We start from the raw sequence: 18,984 nt of genomic DNA on the forward strand, positions 1-18,984 counted from the left end.
ACTTGGATTGTACCGAATTTAAATTAAGTGACCTATTACATGCATGCTTTGAAAAATAAACGTTATATAAGTTCAATAGAAGAACTGTATGAAATAATCGATTCGCTCATTGCTGAGTGTAGTGGGCATCGTGGTTTAATTTATAACGTGTGTGATTATGAAAATAATAATCTGATGCCAAGCTTAGGTCGATCAAATCGAAAGAACATTCGCCGTGTCGAACAAGAGCTTCTATCGACCGTGAGAGTTTATGGCGGGCATTCGTTGAGTGCACACGAGATAAACGATTGGTTACTGATGTGTTTAGCCAAGAAGCAGGGGTTTCCAACCCGTTTACTTGAATGGACAGATAACCTGATTAATGCGCTGTGGTCCGTATGTCATAGCCAAAGTAAAGACTGTATCAATATTATCAAAGCTATTGATTATCATAAGGTTAGTGTTTTTAACTCACCATGTGATCTCAATAGAACTCAGATATTCAATGTGGTTGATTGTGATCAGCAAGAGCTACGAAAAGACAAGTGGTATTCCATTCACCCATTTAAGGAAGGTGGCAATGATGCCATTCAACCTTTGTACGATGAGAAAGAATATTCAAACGGTCTAGTCTCCGTTCATATTCTTCCATCAGCGAAAGTAAACCTGATAAAGGAATTAATCTCCATGAATGTTTTAAATGAACCGACAGAATATATTGAAGAGAAACTGGCTGATTTGAAAAATGAAGCCCATGTAGATAGTAATCAAGCAATTAATAAAGGTGAGGGTAATATCGAATTACAAGTTAATACTCATGATCGCCAACTTGAGCAGTATGGCCGAAAGTATCATCAAGATTTTGATTTCGACTAAAGTCTAATATTTCTACTGATTTTATTTAGAGCTCATATAAATCTAGTGAGTTACAGGATAAATAAAATTAGAACACCAATTAATTTATAAAAAGATGAAATCTGTGAGCTTAAAGATTGTTTATAAAGTAACTCGAAGTTAGAGTGGCGAAGCTTGTTATCAAGTTGTTAAATTTCACAGATCTAGTTTAAACACTCTAATAAAAAAGTGGCGCAAAGCTACTGAAATTTAAACCAATAACGAAAACATAAAGGATTCTGGAATATGAATATGCAAACCAATGCAGCGACATTCGTGCTGGAAAACCAAGTCGACACCGCCTTTTTACAGTCTTTTAGTGATGCATGGAATAACCATGATATTGAAGCGCTAATGTCGTTTATGACCGAAGACTGTGTCTTCCACACCGTGGCAGGAGAAGGCGAACTTGGAAACACTATCGAAGGGTACGAAGCCGTTCGCAATAGCTTTGAATTGGTTTGGCAGAACTTTCCAGATGCAGCCTGGAGCGACCCTGTCCACTTTGTGTGTGGTGACCGCGCGGTAAGCGAATCAACGTTCTCTGCGACTAACCCTGATGGCACTGTCATCGAAGCTCGTATGGTTGATGTGTTTACCCTGAAAGATGGAAAAATCAGCGTAAAAAATGCCTTCCGTAAAACACGACCTCTTTTGACTCCCAGCAATACTCCCAAGAGCTAGACACGAAATCGAAACCCGTTCACGTGTTATGACTAGGAGAGTCGAATTATGAGTTTAGTAATGGAACAACCGGCAGCCGATGTGCCGCCAAAGGTGAAAAGCACCCAAGCAAAAGAAAGCACCCAAGCACAAGATAAATACGATCCAAAATACGATCCACTTAAAGACAAGAGCCCAGGTTACGGTAAGGAATACGCCCCGACTTATTGGGTAGATACCGCAGGCGCACCACCTGAAGATGATGGTCCAATTACATCGGATATGGATGTTGATGTGGCGATAATCGGTTCAGGCTACACAGGCCTAAGTACCGCGATACACCTTGCTGAAATGTACGGCATTAAAGCGACTGTGATTGAAGCTAACCGTATGAGTTGGGGCTGCAGTACCCGAAATGGTGGTCAGGCTCAGTGTGCGTCAGGACGTTTGAAGCGTTCTCAGTGGATTGAACGCTGGGGACTCGAAACCGCGCTAAAAATGCACCGCGAATGCGTCGATGGCATGAACACCTTTAAGTCTCTAATCAAAGACATTGATTGTGACCCGCAGCCGGGTGGCCACTTATACGTTGCTCACCGTCCAAAAGTGATGGCAACACTCGAGAAAGAAGCCAAGTTGCTGCGTGACACGTTCGATTACGATGCGCAGATCTTAGATGCGGAAACCGTAAAGCGTGATTACGTTGGTGACCAAGAAGCGGCAGGCGCAATGCATGAGCCTGAAGGTATTGGTATTCATGCAGGGAAACTGGCGTTTGGTTATTTAAGAAAGGCGCGAGCACTCGGCGTAAAAGTTCACCCAGCAAGCCCTGTGATGGGTTGGGAAACACGCAACGGTGTGCATTACCTGAAAACGCCAGGTGGTGTGGTTAAGGCTCGTTCTGTCGGTGTTTGTACTGGTGGATACACCAGCCAAGGTTTGCATTCAGAGCTTAAGAATCGCCTATTACCCGTACTTTCTAATTCGATGGTGACACGTCCGTTAACTCAAGACGAAATCGCTGCATGTAACTTCAAAACCAATCAGGTGATTACTGATACCAGAATCCTGCGTCATTATTACCGTTTGTTGCCGGATAACCGAGTGCAGATTGGTACACGCAGTGCCATCAGTGGCAAGAATGCACCTGAAAAGAAATACGAAGATATGTTGAGAGCGGATCTAACCCGAAAATTCCCTTCTCTCGATCAGATCAAAATCGATTATTCATGGTGGGGTTGGGTGGATGTTAGCCACGACATGATGCCAAGAATCTATCAGCCGAATCCAAAGCAATCCATATTCTACGCACTAGGGTATGGCGGCAATGGTGTGATGTACTCGGCTCAAGCAGGCAAGCGCCTTGCCCAGTGGATCGCAGGTGAAGGTCATAAGCTTGACTTGCCAATATTTGAATCAAAACTTCCGTTCCCCAACGTGAGGGAAGTGGTGGAATCTGAGATGTTTGCACCATTTCGAAGAGTAGGGCAACAGTTCCTTTATCAGTGGTATTCGTTAAAGGATGAAGTGCTTTAACTACTCGAACATTGTTTCCAAAATAGGGAAATAGAACTACGACCAGGAAAGTTGTACCAGGTCACCTTGTGAGCAAAGTACAGGCAGGACGTCTGTATGATATGAAAGGTTAAGACTATGAAATTTATTAAAAATAAAATTATTGCTGGCGTCACAATTGTAGCAACAGCGATGCTATCTCATGCCGCGGCAGCAGCAAATTTTAAAATGGCTATCGGCGATGCTGCTGGTGGTACTCAATGGGAACTAGCGACATCATTTTCTGAATTGATGGAGCAAAAAACAGATGGCAAAGTCAAAATCGACCTGTTCCCGAATGGTCAATTGGGCAATGAGCAAGATACCGTCAACGACGCGGCAATCGGCTTACTCGACTTCTCTGTATTGGCGATCAATAACGTAACACCTTTTTCTCCAACTGTTGGTCTATTGACCATGCCTTACGTCATTCAAAGTGCAGAAGAAGCGGTGCTATTAACTCAAGGCCAAGTGGGCCAAGATCTTGTCGATAACACCATTCGTGATGCAGGCGTTCGTATCGTAGGTTGGGCTTATTCTGGCTTTAGGGTTCTGACTAACTCTAAAAAATCAGTGGCTTCACCAGCGGATTTAAAAGGACTAGTGATTCGTGTTCCTCGTAACGAAATCATGATTGCTTCGTACCAAGCATGGGGTGTAAACCCAACACCAATGGCATGGTCTGAGACCTTTACTGGTCTACAACAAGGCGTGGTTGATGGTCAAGACAACCCATACATCACTGTTCATGCGATGAAGTTCAATGAAGTACAAAAGTACGTAACAAATCTGCGTTACATCTTCTCACTTGAGCCACTAATCGTCAGTGAGACTGTCTTCCAACAACAGACGCCTGAAATGCAAAAGATCATTCTTGAAGCAGGTCAGGAAGCGACAGAGCACAGCTTCACTTACTTAGAAAATACTGAAAACAAGATCCGTGAAGAACTGCAAGCAAAAGGCATGGTATTCACAGATCCAGCAGACAATGAGCAAGAGTGGATCAGCAAGGTTACTAAGTCAGTTTGGCCTAAGTTCTATTCAAGCATTGGTGGTAAAGACAAGCTAGACGACGTTCTTGAGTTACTAGGTAGAAAGTAACGATTAGATACGCCCTATCTGCTGTTCTCCGCTACTTAATCACCTAGCGATAGAACAGTGAGATAGGGCATTTACATGGCTTTACTCGTTGATCTGTTCTGTACCTGATCTTTTTAGGACCGTGAGCGACTGGTTGTCATGTGGAAATCAACATTGGAGGTTATATGTCAGTCGCTAAAACTATAAAAAAGCATCTTAACAACATTGAGGAATATACCTGTTGTCTGCTGCTCGCAAGCTTTGTCCTATTACTGTTCACACAAATCCTTACTCGTCAGCTCTTTGATTACTCCATCCCTTGGGGTGATGAAGTGGCGACTTACATGTTCGTTTGGTTTGCCTATCTAGGCGCTGTTGTGGCGGCCAAAATGTCGGCCCACAACCGAGTGAGCTTCCATTTCAAATTCTTCCCACCCATCGTGCAAACCGTGAGTGAAACCATCGCCGACTTCTTATGGTTATGTTTCAACGGTTACTTTGTTTACCTCAGCTACGATTTCGTGTTCAACAAAATGAACCTGTTTTGGAAGTCTCAGACGACAGGCATCCCAATGAAGTACTTCTACATGATTTTGCCTATCGCGTTTTCCTTGATGATGATTCGAATTATCTGGAACAACTACGAGCGTTTATTCAAGGGCGCGACAAACGAAGATCCGGAAGTGAAAGAACTGCGCAAAATGACGGCACAAAAATCGACGCAGTAGTCGTCACAGAGAATAGTCGTAATAGAGAGATGTAATAATGGAATCCTATTTAACTCTAATTTTATTTGGTGGCTTTTTAACCCTGTTAATCCTAGGTGCACCAATCACAGTTTCACTGGCCGGCGCTTCGATGGCGGCCTATATGTTGCTCGACAAAAATCCCATCGCTTTAGTACAAATTGCGTTTACCTCGGTGGGTAACTTCCCGTTAATGGCACTGCCAGCCTTTGTTCTTGCTGGTGCATTAATGGAGGCGGCGGGTATCTCCAAACGTCTGGTGGATATCGCAGAGAGTTTAGCCGGACCCGTGACGGGTGGCCTTGGCGCTGCAACCGTTATGGCGTGTTTATTCTTTGGTGCCATCTCAGGTTCAGGCCCTGCAACCACAGCCGCGGTAGGCATGTTAATGGTGCCTGCGATGGTTAAACGTGAATACGACAAGAGTTACGCATCGGCAGTAACGGCTGCATCGGGTGGCTTGGGTATTATCATCCCGCCTTCCATCCCCTTAGTTATTTTTGGCATTTCCGCCATGGGCTTGATGGCACCACCTGAAGCCATTGCTCAACACGGAGAATTCGCCTCTTTATCTATTCCAAAACTGTTTGTCGCAGGGGTTGTTCCAGGATTTATCATGGCGTCGACGCTAGTGATCACCAATTACGTGATTGCCAAGCGAGAGGGTTATAAAGGGCTGACTGAAACATGGTCATTTGGCGAAGTTAGGCACTCTTTACGCCGTGGTTTATGGTCGATATTGGCTCCGTTTCTGATTCTTGGTGGTATCTACAGCGGTATGTTTACACCGACAGAATCTGCGGTCGTTGCTATCTTCTATTCGTTGTTCGTTGGTGTGTTTATTCACCGAGAGCTATCGTTCAAAAGCACGCTCAAGTCTCTGTCGACAACAACCTGGATCACGGGTCGAGTGTTGTTGATTCTATTCGCCGCAACGGTTTTTGGACGCTTGTTAATAGAACAAAAAATCCCGGTTGTAGTGGCTGAGTCACTGCTCGGTTTTACCGACAATATGTACATGGTGTGGGCGTTGACGATCACCTTACTGCTGTTCATTGGCATGTTCATGGAAACCTTGGCTGCGATCATGATCATCGTGCCAGTGTTACTACCAATTATGTACATGCTTGGCGCCGATCCAACACACGTTGGGATCGTGGTGGTGTGTACGTTATCGATAGGTTTTGCTACACCTCCGCTCGGTGAAAATATCTTTGTCGCCTCGGGGATAGGCGGGGCCACGGTCGAACAGATCACCGCGAAGATCCATCCCTTTGTTCTTGCATCCGTAGTGGGCGTGTTCGTTATCGCTTTCTTCCCACAAATTACGCTTTGGCTACCGTCCTTAGTGGGCTATTAGGAGAAGTCACTATGAATATATCAAGAATTATCCTTATTGGTTGTGCCGTATTTGCAGTGATCAGTGGCATTGGATTACGTGCCGAGCATTCAGAAACAGCGAAAGAAAATGAGCCAGTCAATGTGCTCGAAATTTCAGAGCCACATGTGGTCAGCGACGCTGAAAGAAGAGCTAAAACCCTACTTGCGAAAGCGGTTATACATGTGCAAAAGGATGGCGATGAGAGCGTGAGTGACTTCATGAGCGACCCTGAATATATAGACGGTGAGCTTTATGTGTTTGCTTTAGGCATTGATGGCCAATTTCTCTCCAGTGGCGGCTCTTCAATGGTGCTGGTGGGTGACAGTGTGTTGGACACTCAAGATGTTTACGGCAATCCTTTTTTCAGAGAAATGATCACTAAAGCGGTACACAACGGTTTTGGTGAAGTTCAGTACCATTGGACTAACCCTACAGACCGCATGGGCGAGCCTAAAACGACCTTCTTTGAACGTGTGGGCGATGTGATTGTGGCAGTGGGTTACTACCCTGAACGCTCAAGTGCCGCAGAGGCTAAGCTATTATTGGCAAGAGCCATGACGGCGATAGTCGAATCAGAACAAGACAGTATTACTGAGTTCAATAATAGCGAAGGCAGCTTTGTTGAAGGGGACTTGTATGTGTTTGTGATGGACATGAGCTCTGGAAAGCTGCTCGCGCACGGTGTTTCTCCTGAACTTGTCGGGCGGTCACACCGCGAAATTCTAAGCCCAGACGATAAACCGATTCTTACTGAGATGTTGAATCTCGCCAAAGAAAATGGGCGTGGAGTTTACACCTATCGATGGCTGAATCCGCTGTCGAGCAAAGTCGAAACCAAGCATACCTACTACCGAGTGATCGACAATAAGTTGGTTGGGGTCGGTTATTACACAAAATCAAACAACACGTAAAAGTGTTTTTAGTGAGCCCTCAACCCAGTTAAATAAAGGGCTAGGGGCTCAAAATACGGGGGTGTGTAAAAAATCAATTTAGTAAAATTCACAGTGTGAAATTTTTGTTGTGAAATTGTTTCAAAAATACAAGTAGTATGAAATACATGGAAGCAACACAGTAAAGAACAATTTTGAAAAGGGTCAATCAGGATTTTTGACCAACATGAAATTCAAAGCCGTAAGAGGGAAAGACTATGAATATGCTGACACTAGACAAAACAGAACTTCACAGAAACCATTCAACATTTATTGCTGAAGCTGTCTTTGCCGTCGAAATGGTGAAAGCAGACAAGCAACTCGAAAAACAGAAAATGGCGAAACAGTTGCTTGATACTCTATTTCCTCTTGAGGCGGGTTCACACGAAGATGCGGTGAGCTACGAGATTGATTACCGACATGTTCAGGTTTACTTCAAAAACGGTGAGCACACCGGCCTAAAACGCGCTAAACACTTTGTGGCTTACACTGGTGATAAATCAAAGCCTTCAGCAATATTATTCCGTGACGAAAGCGGTACACACGTTGAAGTGACAATCGGTGCTCGTAAAGGTACTGGCCACTTGGAGTTGGTTGATATTCAAGATATTCAACTTGAGACATGCACTACGTTTGGCCAAACAGAGGCTAGTCGCTCTTCAGGAATCCGTCACTGGGTCAGCCTAGTGAAAGGCGATGAAAGCGGTCGACCGAATGCATTGAGCGAAGACAAAGAGTTCACAGCGAAGAATGGCGAAGACTACAACCTAGGGTTTTGCTACGCGATTTAATGTCGCCTCTCGATTTTATACAGCTTCTCGATCTAATACAGCGTCACGCACGATCCAATAGTGTTTCGCGATTGAACGCTAACTAACTGCCGCGCCACTGTAAGAAGTAGCGCCGCAATCGAGATACCGATTTCTCTTTTACCTTTGGTAACTTTCCCCGCCCCTATAGCGGGGCTTTTTTGTTAGAGCTATAAGTAAATTGGGTGGTTATTAAAATTATCTGTAGAAACTTTGAATGATATTTTACGGTGCATTATTTTAATTTAATATACTGTATTTAAAGGTTTTTATTTGTTTATTTTATTCTGTTTTTATTGCCTCAACTATCATGATTGACGGTGGTTTGGGTGACTATTGAGCGAAAACTCAGTCAAAATGCTTCGTGCTGTGCTATTATGCGCGTCCTGGGATTGAGCTAGTAAGTCCATTTATCACCTTGCTCGGTGGTTTTTATCACGTTTTATTTTTGTGAAATGGCGAGCCAATCAAGTAGTAGTTGGATATGGAGAGCGTCCTTATATTCGTTGATTCGGATATGCGAACATCATAATTTATGAGTTTTAAATCAAAAAAATACAGTATCGATTCTACTGACTATCAAGTTGGTCAAGATAACGTCAGTAAATGGGGCATGGATGTCCATAACACCGTCTTCGTAGCCTCAGTAGGCTTATCTCTTCTCTTCATCATCACTCTTCTTGCTCTTCCTCCTGCAGATGCTAAAGCTGCAATTGATTCTATTAAGGGTGCTGTTTTATCTAAGTTTGACTTCCTGTTTATGTGGGGAGCTAACATCATGCTAGCGTTTGCTGTTGTTCTTGCTTTTTCACCGTTGGGTAAAATCCGTTTAGGTGGTGAAGACGCGACGGCGGACTATTCAATGTCATCTTGGATTGCGATGTTATTCGCAGCAGGTATGGGTATTGGACTTATCTTCTGGGGTGTTGCAGAGCCAACTGCGTTCTTCACGAACTGGTTCGGAACGCCATTAGACGCAGAACCTTTCACAGCCGCTGGTCGTGAACTGGCGCTAGGCGCGACCGTATTCCACTGGGGTTTTCATGCATGGGCTATCTATGGCATGACGGCGCTTTGTCTGGCGTACTTTGTTTATAACAAAGGCTTACCGCTATCAATGCGTTCTGTGTTTTACCCAATTCTGGGTGAGCGTGTGTGGGGCAAAACCGGTGATGTAATCGATGTACTAACCGTACTGGTTACTCTGTTTGGTCTTGCGACTTCATTGGGCTTAGGTGGTACACAAGCAGCAAGTGGTATCAGTCACGTGTTCGGCTTGGAAAACAACATCTTCCTTCAGCAATCTATCATCGTTCTGATCATGGGCTTGGCGATCATCTCTGTTATGCGTGGCATGGACGGTGGTGTTAAGTTCCTAAGTAACCTGAACATGGTTATTGCATTCATATTCCTTGGTCTTATCGCTGTATTGAACTTCACAACTGTGCTTGATTCAATGGCAACGGCGGCAACGGGCTATGTGAAAAACATCGTAGCTTTGAGCCAAAGTTCGGGTCGTGAAGACACAACATGGCTGCATGGTTGGACTGTGTTCTACTGGGCATGGTGGGTAGCGTATGCACCTTTCTTTGGTATGTTCGTAGCGCGTATTTCTAAAGGCCGTACGGTTCGTGAATTCCTACTTTGCGTATTGATTATCCCAACATTGGTGACTTCAGCTTGGATGTCTATCTTCGGTGGCGTAGCTATCGAGCAAGTGATTAATCAGGTGGGGCAACTTGGCCTCGACCAAGGCATTACAGACGTATCTCTAAGCCTGTTCTACATGCTAGATGCTTACTCGTTCGGTAGCATTCTGTCTGTTCTCGCAGTCGCGCTGATCATCGTGTTCTTCGTTACAACGTTGGACTCAGGTTCTATCGTTATCGATGGCATGACGGCGGGTGGTAAATTAGAAGTGCCAGTGAAACAGAAAGTCGTTTGGGCGGTTATCTCAGGTGCTATCGCAATGGTGATGCTGTGGATTGGTGGTACTCAATCAATCCAAGCTCTGCAATCTATTACGATTATTGCAGCACTGCCGTTTACGATCATTCTTCTGATTGGTTGTGTGAGCTTGTTGAAAGGCCTACTGACAGAAGTCGGTAAAGGGCAAGAAACGGTTACTCCAGCAACTAAGTAAATCGTGAAATTAGTAAGTCGCTAGATCGGGATTTACTTTACTCAGCATGATTCAAAGCTCTCTTGTACTTGGTGCAAGAGAGCTTTTTTATGCCTAAGAAGAAATCAGAGACAAAATAAAAAAAGAGCCACAAGTGAATCATCACTTGTGGCTCTCTTAGTTCTTAGCTGATATTCGCCTACGCGTTCAGTTCGTACTGAATAACGTAGTCCAAAGCACCGACGACCGCAGCAACTTGAGCATCATTACACTCTTCGTCTGTTACTTTGTCACTGTCTGGGTAAACCTCTGTGGTCGTACCGTACTTACAGTCAGTCACGCCGCCACATAAGCCAAGCTTCTTCATTGGGTAGTTGATCACGCCGTGTTGAGTGACGTCTGAACCAATGATCTTGCCTTCGTCATCCGCAGGCGCAATGTGGGTTACTTTTTCCACTGAAGCGATGACAGCTGCTTGGAATTCAGGTTGAGGATTTTCAGTATCGCCCACCGTGTAGAAACCGTCTGGGATCATACCCTCGATGTACTCAATGCCATCACGAGCTGCGAGTGCAGGTCGGAATTCAGTTTCATCAGAGTCAGTCGTCTCATGCAGGTCAACGTGAACCAATACTTCTGGTAGAGACGCTACTAGAGCTCGTAGATTTGCTGATTCTTCAGCAGGCGTACCGTCATAGAAAGAACGGTTTGGATCAACAGCATTTGGGTTCCAGCGGTTGATTACTTCGTAACCCCAAGGGCTCACACAAGGTGCGACAACAATGTTGAAGTGCGCCGTGTATTTTTCTGCTTGAGTCGCAGCGAATTTGATCGCGCCATGCACACCACTGGTTTCGTAACCGTGAACACCACCAGTTACCAGAATCGTCGGCTTTGACTCGTCCCAGTTTTTGCTCTTGATAGCGAAGAGTGGGAAGCGAGCTTCGTCGTAGCTCAGCGCGCCGTATTGTTCGATGTCGAAGCGGTCTGCGAGTGCTTTAATCTTTGGTACAACTTCTTGCTGGTATTCACGCTTAACCGTTCGTTGAGCTAACCATGCTTCACGTTCTGCTTGTTGCCATTTTTGCCCTGGCTTACCAATCGGGTAGGTAGATTCACTTTTCATCTATACTTTTTCTTTTATGTTCGTGAAAGATTAAGACAGATTATTCCTGTCTAACAGAGACAGCAATAGAAAACACAACTTGTGACTTTATTTTTTACAGACTCATAACTTTGATGAGTGAATTGATGGTGTTACATTTTATTGATGGTTCAATTCTTTATAAAGAGACAACAAAATGGCTGGAGCAAGTTTACTAACACTGCTAGATGATATTGCAACTGTGTTGGATGATGTCGCGTTGATGTCTAAGGTGGCCGCTAAAAAAACCGCAGGCGTATTGGGTGACGATTTAGCCCTTAACGCTCAGCAGGTATCCGGTGTTTCTGCTGAAAGAGAAATTCCAGTGGTGTGGGCGGTCGCAAAAGGCTCATTTAAAAATAAGCTGATTTTGGTTCCGGCAGCACTATTGATTAGTGCATTCATTCCTTGGTTGATCATGCCACTACTGGTGATTGGTGGCCTGTTTCTTTGTTTTGAAGGGGCAGAGAAAATCTTAGAAAAGCTTTTTCCTCACGCTCATCAACACGAAGAGAAAGGTGAGGAAAGCAGCTCGGGCGAATCTGTTGAAGAGTATGAGAAGAGAAAGGTAGCAGGCGCAATTCGGACTGACTTTATCTTATCTGCGGAAATCATTGTAATTGCGCTGGGTACCGTAACGGGTACCAGTATCGTGATTCAGATTCTTGTGGTGAGTTTGATAGCGGTTGTGATGACGATTGGTGTTTATGGCTTAGTGGCAGGGATCGTGAAGCTAGACGATTTAGGCTTCTATCTTCAACGCACATCGAATGGGAGTGCCATTAAAACCAGATTAGGCAATGGGTTAGTCGCATTTGCACCCAAGCTAATGAAGATGCTTGCGGTTGTCGGTACGGCGGCGATGTTCTTGGTTGGCGGCGGTATTGTGGTACACAACGTGCCTGCAATTCATCACTTAATTGAACCGATCATTATGGACTTCAGTGGACATACGATTGCGACTGCGGTGGTACCAACGTTATTAAATGGTGTGATTGGGGTTTTAGCTGGATTGATTGTCGTTGCGATTTGGACTGCTATTGGAAAAATTCGCGGCAAGTAATCGTTAAATTACTTCTTTGAATAAGACCGTTTTTGATCGAAACAAAAAAGGGTCACCATAATTATTATGGTGACCCTTTTCGCTAAATGGAGGGTGTTTATTTAACAGCCCAAGCGCTTATTTTACTGACCAAGCAATCGTCTCGCCGCCACGGATTGGCACAACGATGTCTGAACCGAAAGGCATTGTTTCAGCAACATTCCACTCTTCTTTAACGAGCGTGATTGTGTCTGAGTTACGTGGCATACCGTAGAAGTCTGGGCCATTGTGGCTCGCGAATGCTTCTAGGTTCTCAATCTTGCCTTCTAAATCGAATACTTCAGCGTACAGTTCAACCGCAGCGTGCGCTGTGTAAGAACCTGCACAACCACATGCTGACTCTTTTGCGCCTTTCGCATGTGGTGCAGAATCTGTGCCTAAGAAGAACTTCTTGCTACCGCTTGTTGCTGCTTCAATAAGTGCTAACTGGTGTGTGTTGCGCTTAAGAATAGGTAGGCAGTAGAAATGTGGCTTAATGCCGCCAACCAACATGTGGTTGCGGTTATAAAGCAAGTGGTGAGCTGTAATAGTTGCTGCTACGTTCTCGTTAGCGTTCTTAACGAAAGTCGCTGCATCTGCCGTCGTGATGTGCTCTAGAACGATCTTCAGGTTAGGGAAGTCGTTAACAATCGGTGCTAGAACTGTGTCTAGGAACTCTTTTTCACGGTCAAAGATATCAACATCGTGAGCCGTTACTTCACCGTGTACCAGCAGCAACATGCCCACTTCTTGCATTGCTTCAAGTACGTGGTAAATCTTTTGAGCTGAGGTTACGCCTGAATCAGAGTTAGTCGTCGCGCCAGCAGGGTATAGCTTCGCCGCTACAACAGCGCCAGATTCTTTCGCTTTACGAATTTCATCAGGTGTTGTGTTGTCTGTCAGGTAAAGTGCCATTAGAGGCTGGAATTGTTCACTTGGCTGCTCTGCCATGATGCGTTCACGGTAAGCAAGAGCCATTTCGGTATCGGTTACCGGTGGGATGGTATTTGGCATGATTAACGCTCGACCATTGTAACGGCTGATATCGCGAACTGTATCTTTTAATACTTCGCCATCGCGTAGATGAACGTGCCAGTCGTCAGGACGAGTAATCGTAAGTTGTGTCATTGAAGGCTCCCACCATTTGAAGTGTTATGTAGTTGGAGCCTAAACTCAGCGAAATCTGTGAAAGCAATCGCTTACGTTTAGGCGACAGGATGATAGTGGAAAAGCACTTTCATTTCATCCTATTTTTAACTCTTCAGGGCTAGGAGCTTGTTTCTATGGGTATTTTATTCGGTATTTATTTGTTAAGAAGGGTTAACGGGTGGCTACCCACAGACCATGAATCATTCCTGGAACCCAGAAGAAGAAAGTAAGAATGATATTAATCACCAGATCTTTCCCGGCGCCACGAGCGAAGAACACGCCAACAGGCGGAAGCAGTACACATAAAATGATAATGACGAGTTTGTTCATGATAAATCCTTTTTATTCAATGAAGGTTCAATTCGATAACCGTGTTCAAATTATAGAACGTATGGAGAAAGTTAATGCATTGGTGTGTTTATGTATATAAGACAGTCGTTTAAACATCTCAAGATATTAGCTTAGTATCAAGTGTTTAATGCCTGCCAGTTTATCTATTTATAACCATTTGTTAGCATTGGGACAAACAACAAAACATTGGAATCGTTATGTCGCAGTCACCTTTGGATCAAAAGGCTTTGGATCGAGAGCTTTCAGGTCAACAGCCCTCCTTATCTCAAATTAATGTGTTTCCGGTTAAATCAGTGGGCGGGATCGCACTCTCTTCTGCTTGGGTCGAAAAACAAGGTCTTACTTTCGACAGACGTTTTATGTTGGCACTGGCTGACGGTTCGATGATCACGGCGCGTAAGTATCCGAAAATGGTTAAGGTATCTTCAAGCTTGCAACCAGACGGTTTGATCTTTACTTACGAAGGTAAAGAACCGCTGCGTTTAAAATACGCGAACTTCAAGATGCAAGAAGCGCCAGCAACGGTTTGGAAGGACAGTTTCACTGCTTATACCACCAATGATGAAGCCGATGATTGGTTCAGCGATGTGTTGGGTGTTCGCGTTGAGTTATTGTTCTCTGGTGAGCAGTCGAATCGTGTTCGTGAAAAGCTTGGCCAGAATGTCAGTTTCGCTGATGGCTACCCAATGTTGGTGATCAGCCAAGCATCGCTAGATGAACTTAATCGCCGCAGCCCTGAAGTCCATTCAATGGACCAGTTCCGCACTAACTTTGTGGTTTCTAATACAGAAGCCTTTGCTGAAGACAGCTGGAAGCGTATTCGTATTGGCGAGGTTGAATTCGAAGCGGTAAAGCCTTGTGAGCGTTGTATTCTTACGACAGTGGATGTTGAGCGTGGCGAATTTAGAGCAACAAAAGAACCGCTTAACACCTTCTCTACATTCCGTGCCAATGAGCGCGGTGGCGTTTTCTTTGGTCAGAATCTTGTGGCTAAAAATGAAGGTTTAGTCAAAGCCGGTGATGTGGTTGAAGTGCTCGAAACCAAAGAGAAAGAACACTATGAAGACACTTGGGTTGAGTCGTTGCACTTAACGTGTGTTGAGCGCGAAGAGATCGCTCGTGACTTCACAACCTTTTGGTTAGAACCTGCGAAAGAGAACCACTCACTACCAAGTTACCAGCCTGGGCAACATCTACCGATTGAGATGGTGATCAATGGCGAGAAGGTTTCTCGTCGTTACACGTTATCTTCTAGCCCTTCACGAGCGGGTCGTTTAGCGATTTCAGTGAAACGAGTGGACGATGGCCAAATCTCTAACTGGTTGAATGACCATTTCCAAGTGGGCGATACGCTAGTTGCTCAAAACCCAGATGGTGCATTCTACTTAGAAGCAAACCCAACTCACCCGTTACTGCTGTTGTCTGCAGGCAGCGGCATTACGCCAATGTTGTCGATGCTTCGTTACTTGGCAGACCATGGTCAGATCGATGATGTGGTTTTCTATCATCAATGCAGCAGTGAAGAAGACATTCCTTATCAAGCTGAGATTGATAAGATTGCCAGTGAGCATAAGGGTCTTCGTGTGATCTATTCGTTAAGCCAACCAACCAAAGAGTGGGATGGTTTATCTGGGCGTCTAAGTGTGTCGCATGTCGCGAAAATTGAAGAGCTACACAAACGCCAAGCATTCGTGTGTGGCCCTGACGGCTTTATGGATAACGCTAAGAAATTGCTGATTCAAATGGGACTAAACCCTCAGCATTACCATCAAGAAGCATTTGGCGTGGCTCAGTCGACCGAGGAAGCTGTGAAGCAACTGCAATTGAGTGTGAATGGCTACTTGTTCGAAGGTAATAATCAGTCAACTTTGCTAGAGCAAGCAGAGTCGGCGGGTGTGTCTATTGCTTCAAGTTGTCGTGCGGGTTTCTGTGGCGCTTGTAAAGTGACCCTTGAGTCAGGGCAAGTTCATCAGCCTGATGTACCAGCGTTACAAGATCATGAGCGTAACATGGGGCAGATACTGGCGTGTTGCAGTGTTCCGCAAACGGATATAGAAGTTGTGGATTAACGACTCGTTAGATCATTAAGAAAAGTGCATCAAATAGAAAAGGCCGGAAGCTCATTGAAATGAACGTCCGGCCTTTTTGATTCGGAGATTAATTCAAAAAATTAATCGTAAATCGTTGGGATTGGTTGACGCTTGTGCTGTGTTGCTTTGTAGATGCCAACTAAGCGATCTGATACATCTTGAGGGACTTCTTTGCCTTCAAGGAAATCATCAATCTGATCGTAAGAAAGGTTCAAGGCTGCTTCATCGGCTTTCTGTGGATCAAGCTCTTCTAGATCGGCAGTAGGAACTTTCTTAACAAGTTGCTCTGGAGCGCCCAGCGTTGCTGCAAGCTCACGAACTTGGCGTTTGTTCAAACCAAACAGTGGTGCTAAATCACATGCGCCGTCACCGTGCTTAGTGTAGAAGCCAGTGATGTTTTCCGCTGAATGGTCAGTACCAATCACAAGGCCGCCAACGTAACCCGCAATTTCGTATTGTGCGATCATGCGAGCACGGGCTTTTACATTACCTTTCACAAAGTCGATTTTCGCAGAATTTGTTGGTAGTAAGCCTGTACCTTCTAAAGCTACGTGAGAGGCTGCGTGAAGCCCATCAACACCCGCTTTAATGTTTACAGAAACGGATTGAGAAGGCTGGATGAAAGAGAGAGCAAGTTGTGCTTCGTCTTCATCTTTTTGCTCGCCGTATGGTAGGCGAACCGCGATGAATTGATACTCATTGCTGCCAGAGTTTTCATTCAGGCTGTCGATTGCCATTTGTGCTAAACGTCCACAGGTCGTTGAGTCTACACCGCCACTGATACCAAGGATCAGAGACTTGCAACCCGACTGCTGAAGTTTCGTTTTAATAAAGTCCACACGACGAGTCACTTCGAAGTGAGGGTCAATTGAAGGTAGTACGCGCATTTCGTCACGAATTAACTGTTCCATTCGTATTCCTTTCCTGCAAGCAAATTAAAAATCTAGTGTTATCATACATAAATCATCCGATTTAAAAACCTCTTTGCACAAGCTTAGAAAGAGAAGGCAGTAATAAATAATGGAAAAAATAGCCATTTTCGGTAGTGCGTTTAATCCACCGAGCTTAGGGCATAAAAGTGTGATTGATTCGTTGGCTCACTTTGACAAAATTCTTCTAGTTCCAAGTATTGCCCATGCTTGGGGAAAAGAGATGCTAGACTTTGATACGAGATGTCAGTTAGTTAGCGCATTTATCAGTGATCTTTCACTGGATCAAGTTGAGCTATCATTGATTGAAAAGAGCTTGTTTACTCCCGGTGAAAGCGTGACAACTTATGCTGTGCTCAGTGAGCTGCAAAAGTTACATCGTGACGCGGAACTCACGTTCGTTATTGGGCCTGACAACTTCTTTAAGTTCTCATCTTTCTATAAATCAGATGAGATTACCGAGCGATGGTCTGTAATGGCTTGCCCTGAAAAAGTCAAAATCCGCAGTACAGATATTCGTAATGCGTTGATAAGTGGAAGCGATGTTGCAAAACTGAGTACAAAGTCAGTTACAAAGATGTTGCAAGATAGTGGACTGTATCAGATAATGTGAGTTCACTAATTAAGAGGTCAGAGGACTATGCTAAAGAGCGCGATACCAGCGACGTTGATCATGGCAGCATGCAGTATGCCTGCGCACGCTGATTGTGATTTTTTTAGCTTAGATTCAATCATGCTGACTTCTGATGATGAAAACAGCTGCTTAGACTTCTCTTCGAGTATTGAGTCTTTTGGCCAACGTATGATGGAAATCAGTGGACTAAGTGACGAAGAGCCTGAAGCGCCAGACTATTGGTCTGACTGGGTTATTCAAAGTAAAGACACGCCATTGTTAACGCAAAGCCTTGAGTCGAACTATGTTGGTTTGGGGATGTGGTTTCCAGAAGATCTTGAAGATGAGCAGTACGATATGTCTACAGAAGAGTGGTTGATGAATCACGGCCTTCAACTGAGTATTGGCTTTGGTGAGAAAGTTGACGGGCAACCTCGTATGCGCTTTGACTACCGTTGGCATGATTCACGAGACGCAGACCTTATGATGCAGGTCGAGCTACCTTTCTAGATAAAAGTACCCTTTTAGGTAAAGTATCTTTTTAGGTACATTAGCTCTGAGCTAAGAAGCGATAAGAATATAGAAAAGCCGCAAAAACTGAGTTTTTGCGGCTTTTTGGTATCTGGTGTTTTGTCGTTTAATTTAGATGTTTGGTTTACAAACTGACTGAAGAGGGGATTTAACTCTCTCAGCAACTCAGCAACTCAGCAACTTAGCGAGTGAAGAACAGTCAAGTGAGCAGAGAGCAGGTGTTCGATACTCTTGCCTATAGGTCTTCACCAAACACGAGCATGCACAGCTGTTCGAACTCTTCTTCTTTTCCAGAGAACAAATCATCAATCACAAGCGTACGCTTTTGACCTGATTGCATACGCTTCTTCGCTTCACGCATGACCATCACCAAGGTGTGTTCTTGTGGCAGATTCGAATCATCAATGTTCCACTGATTGAATCGCTGAGATAGGGCACTTTCACAAAGCAGAGGTTTAAACGCCAGTACTTCTTGTTTGAGCACAGACAGCATGTCTTTAAATGCTTGCTCAGTATTGTTGGCATTGGTCGCGCGAGCTTTGGTGAGTTCTAGTTTCTCTAATAGCGCCAATGACAGGTTAGTTTGCGTGATGTAACCCGCTTGTCTTGGGAACGAGTCGGTCAGACGAACGGAAAAATCGACACGATTCACCTGTGTATTTGGAAAGTAGGTCAGTGAGGTTAAGCAGTCATAAGGAACCCAAATGCTCTGTCCAGGTTCAACGGCATATTCTTGTTTACCTAGCTTTATCAAAACCAAACCACTCTGAACCGATACAAGGCTATGTTTTAGTACTTTCTTGCGTGGTGTGATCACCAAGTGTGAAAAGTAAGCCGATGTATATTCAATCGCGAAGTTCATAGATAGTACCTTAGTTTTGGGACGTCAAGATTACCGCTAATCTTAAAGAATGCCAACAATAACAGGGGAATTTCAAT

General features: G+C 44.5%; 18 protein-coding genes. 13 read left to right on the plus strand and 5 right to left on the minus strand.

Annotated features, from left to right (window positions below; genetic code table 11):
- Positions 1 to 39 precede the first annotated feature (39 nt).
- The 9 genes from QUF19_RS22215 (at position 40) to QUF19_RS22255 (ending at position 10,178) form a co-directional block, all read left to right on the plus strand.
- Entirely contained in the window at positions 40 to 855 is an 816-nt protein-coding gene (locus QUF19_RS22215; protein ID WP_286299236.1) for an FRG domain-containing protein, read from the plus strand.
- 264 nt (positions 856 to 1,119) lie between these two features.
- A complete protein-coding gene (locus QUF19_RS22220; RefSeq protein WP_102313822.1) occupies positions 1,120 to 1,557 on the plus strand; it encodes a nuclear transport factor 2 family protein in 438 nt (145 codons plus the stop codon).
- A 48-nt stretch (positions 1,558 to 1,605) separates the two neighbouring features.
- A complete protein-coding gene (locus tag QUF19_RS22225; protein WP_286299245.1) occupies positions 1,606 to 3,072 on the plus strand; it encodes an NAD(P)/FAD-dependent oxidoreductase in 1,467 nt (488 codons plus the stop codon).
- Between the two features lie 117 nt (positions 3,073 to 3,189).
- Positions 3,190 to 4,191, plus strand: coding sequence for a TRAP transporter substrate-binding protein (locus QUF19_RS22230; RefSeq protein ID WP_286299249.1), 1,002 nt, complete (start codon positions 3,190 to 3,192; stop codon positions 4,189 to 4,191).
- 164 nt (positions 4,192 to 4,355) lie between these two features.
- On the plus strand, positions 4,356 to 4,898 hold the full coding sequence (locus QUF19_RS22235; RefSeq protein ID WP_102414182.1) for a TRAP transporter small permease: 543 nt from the start codon (positions 4,356 to 4,358) through the stop codon (positions 4,896 to 4,898).
- A 37-nt stretch (positions 4,899 to 4,935) separates the two neighbouring features.
- Positions 4,936 to 6,276 carry a TRAP transporter large permease gene (locus QUF19_RS22240; protein ID WP_146532032.1) on the plus strand — a complete coding sequence of 447 codons (1,341 nt, stop codon included), beginning with the start codon at positions 4,936 to 4,938 and terminating at the stop codon, positions 6,274 to 6,276.
- A gap of 11 nt (positions 6,277 to 6,287) precedes the next feature.
- A complete protein-coding gene (locus tag QUF19_RS22245) occupies positions 6,288 to 7,208 on the plus strand; it encodes a cache domain-containing protein (protein WP_286299298.1) in 921 nt (306 codons plus the stop codon).
- Positions 7,209 to 7,444: 236 nt separating this feature from the next.
- Entirely contained in the window at positions 7,445 to 8,017 is a 573-nt protein-coding gene (locus tag QUF19_RS22250; protein ID WP_286299299.1) for an aldolase/citrate lyase/malate synthase family protein, read from the plus strand.
- A gap of 553 nt (positions 8,018 to 8,570) precedes the next feature.
- A complete protein-coding gene (locus QUF19_RS22255) occupies positions 8,571 to 10,178 on the plus strand; it encodes a BCCT family transporter (protein ID WP_286299302.1) in 1,608 nt (535 codons plus the stop codon).
- Between the two features lie 178 nt (positions 10,179 to 10,356).
- Here QUF19_RS22255 and QUF19_RS22260 read toward each other — a convergent pair whose 3' ends face one another.
- A complete protein-coding gene (locus QUF19_RS22260) occupies positions 10,357 to 11,283 on the minus strand; it encodes a M14 family metallopeptidase (RefSeq protein WP_286299305.1) in 927 nt (308 codons plus the stop codon).
- Between the two features lie 175 nt (positions 11,284 to 11,458).
- Between QUF19_RS22260 and QUF19_RS22265 the strand changes: the two genes are divergently transcribed.
- Positions 11,459 to 12,364, plus strand: a complete 906-nt coding sequence (locus QUF19_RS22265) for a DUF808 domain-containing protein (RefSeq protein ID WP_286299307.1) — start codon at positions 11,459 to 11,461, stop codon at positions 12,362 to 12,364.
- A gap of 117 nt (positions 12,365 to 12,481) precedes the next feature.
- On the opposite strand, the gene pyrC is transcribed toward QUF19_RS22265, so the two are convergent.
- Both pyrC and QUF19_RS22275 read right to left on the minus strand, forming a co-directional pair.
- Positions 12,482 to 13,510 (minus strand): dihydroorotase, encoded by a 1,029-nt coding sequence (gene pyrC / locus QUF19_RS22270; protein ID WP_108194321.1) that lies wholly within the window; start codon positions 13,508 to 13,510, stop codon positions 12,482 to 12,484.
- Positions 13,511 to 13,702: 192 nt separating this feature from the next.
- The gene (locus QUF19_RS22275) at positions 13,703 to 13,861 is read right to left on the minus strand and encodes a YqaE/Pmp3 family membrane protein (RefSeq protein ID WP_017059962.1); all 159 of its coding nucleotides are present in this window, start codon (positions 13,859 to 13,861) and stop codon (positions 13,703 to 13,705) included.
- A gap of 218 nt (positions 13,862 to 14,079) precedes the next feature.
- On the opposite strand from QUF19_RS22275, the gene QUF19_RS22280 reads away from it, so the two are divergent.
- The gene (locus tag QUF19_RS22280; RefSeq protein ID WP_286299392.1) at positions 14,080 to 15,951 is read left to right on the plus strand and encodes a hybrid-cluster NAD(P)-dependent oxidoreductase; all 1,872 of its coding nucleotides are present in this window, start codon (positions 14,080 to 14,082) and stop codon (positions 15,949 to 15,951) included.
- 101 nt (positions 15,952 to 16,052) lie between these two features.
- On the opposite strand, the gene nadE is transcribed toward QUF19_RS22280, so the two are convergent.
- The gene (gene nadE / locus QUF19_RS22285) at positions 16,053 to 16,883 is read right to left on the minus strand and encodes an NAD(+) synthase (RefSeq protein WP_286299394.1); all 831 of its coding nucleotides are present in this window, start codon (positions 16,881 to 16,883) and stop codon (positions 16,053 to 16,055) included.
- Between the two features lie 109 nt (positions 16,884 to 16,992).
- Between nadE and QUF19_RS22290 the strand changes: the two genes are divergently transcribed.
- Both QUF19_RS22290 and QUF19_RS22295 read left to right on the plus strand, forming a co-directional pair.
- The gene (locus QUF19_RS22290; RefSeq protein WP_102434322.1) at positions 16,993 to 17,514 is read left to right on the plus strand and encodes a nicotinate-nicotinamide nucleotide adenylyltransferase; all 522 of its coding nucleotides are present in this window, start codon (positions 16,993 to 16,995) and stop codon (positions 17,512 to 17,514) included.
- Positions 17,515 to 17,541: 27 nt separating this feature from the next.
- Positions 17,542 to 18,024, plus strand: coding sequence for a hypothetical protein (locus tag QUF19_RS22295; protein WP_286299398.1), 483 nt, complete (start codon positions 17,542 to 17,544; stop codon positions 18,022 to 18,024).
- Positions 18,025 to 18,280: 256 nt separating this feature from the next.
- Here QUF19_RS22295 and QUF19_RS22300 read toward each other — a convergent pair whose 3' ends face one another.
- Positions 18,281 to 18,907 (minus strand): AraC family transcriptional regulator, encoded by a 627-nt coding sequence (locus tag QUF19_RS22300; RefSeq protein WP_102434324.1) that lies wholly within the window; start codon positions 18,905 to 18,907, stop codon positions 18,281 to 18,283.
- Between the last annotated feature and the right edge of the window lie 77 nt (positions 18,908 to 18,984).

The organism is Vibrio sp. FE10 (genome assembly GCF_030297155.1).
In the GTDB taxonomy this organism is placed as follows: Bacteria; Pseudomonadota; Gammaproteobacteria; order Enterobacterales; family Vibrionaceae; genus Vibrio; species Vibrio apostichopi.

Coding starts and splice junctions, on each gene's coding strand:
- QUF19_RS22215 (WP_286299236.1), top strand. CDS start 40: ATGCATGCTTTGAAAAATAAACGTTATATAAGTTCAATAGAAGAACTG.
- QUF19_RS22220 (WP_102313822.1), top strand. CDS start 1,120: ATGAATATGCAAACCAATGCAGCGACATTCGTGCTGGAAAACCAAGTC.
- QUF19_RS22225 (WP_286299245.1), top strand. CDS start 1,606: ATGAGTTTAGTAATGGAACAACCGGCAGCCGATGTGCCGCCAAAGGTG.
- QUF19_RS22230 (WP_286299249.1), top strand. CDS start 3,190: ATGAAATTTATTAAAAATAAAATTATTGCTGGCGTCACAATTGTAGCA.
- QUF19_RS22235 (WP_102414182.1), top strand. CDS start 4,356: ATGTCAGTCGCTAAAACTATAAAAAAGCATCTTAACAACATTGAGGAA.
- QUF19_RS22240 (WP_146532032.1), top strand. CDS start 4,936: ATGGAATCCTATTTAACTCTAATTTTATTTGGTGGCTTTTTAACCCTG.
- QUF19_RS22245 (WP_286299298.1), top strand. CDS start 6,288: ATGAATATATCAAGAATTATCCTTATTGGTTGTGCCGTATTTGCAGTG.
- QUF19_RS22250 (WP_286299299.1), top strand. CDS start 7,445: ATGAATATGCTGACACTAGACAAAACAGAACTTCACAGAAACCATTCA.
- QUF19_RS22255 (WP_286299302.1), top strand. CDS start 8,571: ATGAGTTTTAAATCAAAAAAATACAGTATCGATTCTACTGACTATCAA.
- QUF19_RS22260 (WP_286299305.1), bottom strand. CDS start 11,283: ATGAAAAGTGAATCTACCTACCCGATTGGTAAGCCAGGGCAAAAATGG.
- QUF19_RS22265 (WP_286299307.1), top strand. CDS start 11,459: ATGGCTGGAGCAAGTTTACTAACACTGCTAGATGATATTGCAACTGTG.
- pyrC (WP_108194321.1), bottom strand. CDS start 13,510: ATGACACAACTTACGATTACTCGTCCTGACGACTGGCACGTTCATCTA.
- QUF19_RS22275 (WP_017059962.1), bottom strand. CDS start 13,861: ATGAACAAACTCGTCATTATCATTTTATGTGTACTGCTTCCGCCTGTT.
- QUF19_RS22280 (WP_286299392.1), top strand. CDS start 14,080: ATGTCGCAGTCACCTTTGGATCAAAAGGCTTTGGATCGAGAGCTTTCA.
- nadE (WP_286299394.1), bottom strand. CDS start 16,883: ATGGAACAGTTAATTCGTGACGAAATGCGCGTACTACCTTCAATTGAC.
- QUF19_RS22290 (WP_102434322.1), top strand. CDS start 16,993: ATGGAAAAAATAGCCATTTTCGGTAGTGCGTTTAATCCACCGAGCTTA.
- QUF19_RS22295 (WP_286299398.1), top strand. CDS start 17,542: ATGCTAAAGAGCGCGATACCAGCGACGTTGATCATGGCAGCATGCAGT.
- QUF19_RS22300 (WP_102434324.1), bottom strand. CDS start 18,907: ATGAACTTCGCGATTGAATATACATCGGCTTACTTTTCACACTTGGTG.